This window comes from Moorena sp. SIO3I6, assembly GCF_010672095.1.
The window spans coordinates 1-1,466 of the sequence record NZ_JAAHHU010001275.1 but is presented as its reverse complement, the minus strand read 5'-3'; the positions used below and the strand labels follow the sequence as shown (position 1 = coordinate 1,466).

Below are 1,466 nucleotides of genomic sequence, written 5' to 3'. Positions count from 1 at the left end.
GCAGAAGTCAGAAGTCAGAAGTCAGAAGTCAGAAGTCAAACTCTTGCGCTTACTTAGGTTTGAGACTTTTGTCATGTCCGCGCCTGCCCTGGCGACTGCTATATCACTTAATCACTCACATAACCTTCACCACACTAACTCTATCCAGTATAGTGTGGGCTTTCAGTAGCCCTCATCCGCTACGCACCTACAAGGGATGTTATAGCACTACGCATGAAACTTAGTCATAGCTTACTTCTGACTTCTAACTTCTGACTTGCGGACTTGCGCGTAGCGCTATATTTGCTGGCAAGAGTAGGTTTAGTTGCCTAGTGGATTACTTGGATTACACTTCTCGATTCTGTGTCTTCCTTCGTTTGTATATAGGTAAATAGTTATCTGGGGTATTGAGAAAAATTCTGATAAAAATTTTGTTTCAGGTAGAGAGTTGATTGGTTCACTGCTTCATGGATCTTACACAAACCATTACATCGGTCTGAAGTCCAATTCCTGCTTCGTTTGTATACGTAGGAAGACGGCTTCTTCTACTCCACAGGCGTTTTATCGGTAGCCACCGACAGTGTTATGTAAAACCTGGTTCCCAGCCCTCTATATTGATTGCTGCGTTGATATCCCGGTCAACAATAAGTCCACAACCACCACAAACATAAATTCGCTCTTTAAGGGGCATATCTTGCTTATGACCGCACTTGTGGCAGGTTTTAGATGAAGGGAACCATCGATCGACCAACGTCAACTTAAAGCCATGAAATTCTTGTTTGTACGTTAGTAATTCTCTAAATCGATAGAAACCTAACAAAGAAATCGCCTCGGCTAATTTGTGGTTCGCAAGCATCCCTGATACATTCAAGTCTTCGATTTTGATTTCTTGATATGTCTGAGCTAATCGAGTTGTCTCTTTTTGTAAAAAGTCTTCTCGACTGTTGGCAATATGCTGATGTTGCTGACGAAGTTTCTGGTAGTATTTGTGGGCGTTCTTACTAGGTTTTTGTTTTGTCTGACCATTGCCTAGCACCTTTTTCCGATTTCGACCTTGTAGTTTCGATAGCTTGATTTTCGCTTTCTTAATCGAACTAGGAGTCTCAATCTTGGTGTGGTCAGATAACGTAGCAAAGCACTTCACACCTAAATCAACACCAACTTTTTTATGGGTGTGTTTCATGGATGGTAAGGGGCAAGCCTCGATTTTAAACGACACAAACCACTTCCCAGCTTCACGAGAAATTGTGAAAGTTTGAGACCCACAATTAAACGGAATAGCTTCTTTAATTCGGAAGGTTCCTAATGTAGGAATCGTGATAAATTTTCCAGCTTTTACTAAGCGCTTCCCATGTCCATCATCAACCGTAAAACTACATTGATGACGTTTCTTTTTAAATTGAGGTATCCCTGAACAAAGCTTCGGATCGCGCCAACGACTGAAAGCTTTTTTCAAATCTCTCAAGTATCTTGGCATACGCAGTGCA

Annotated in this window: 1 protein-coding gene; it reads right to left on the bottom strand. The window is 41.6% G+C overall.

Going from position 1 to position 1,466, the window contains the following annotated elements; genetic code table 11:
* Positions 1-562: 562 nt before the first annotated feature.
* The coding region (locus tag F6K49_RS48495) for an RNA-guided endonuclease TnpB family protein (RefSeq protein ID WP_293109835.1) at positions 563-1,466 on the bottom strand (904 nt) is incomplete at its 5' end.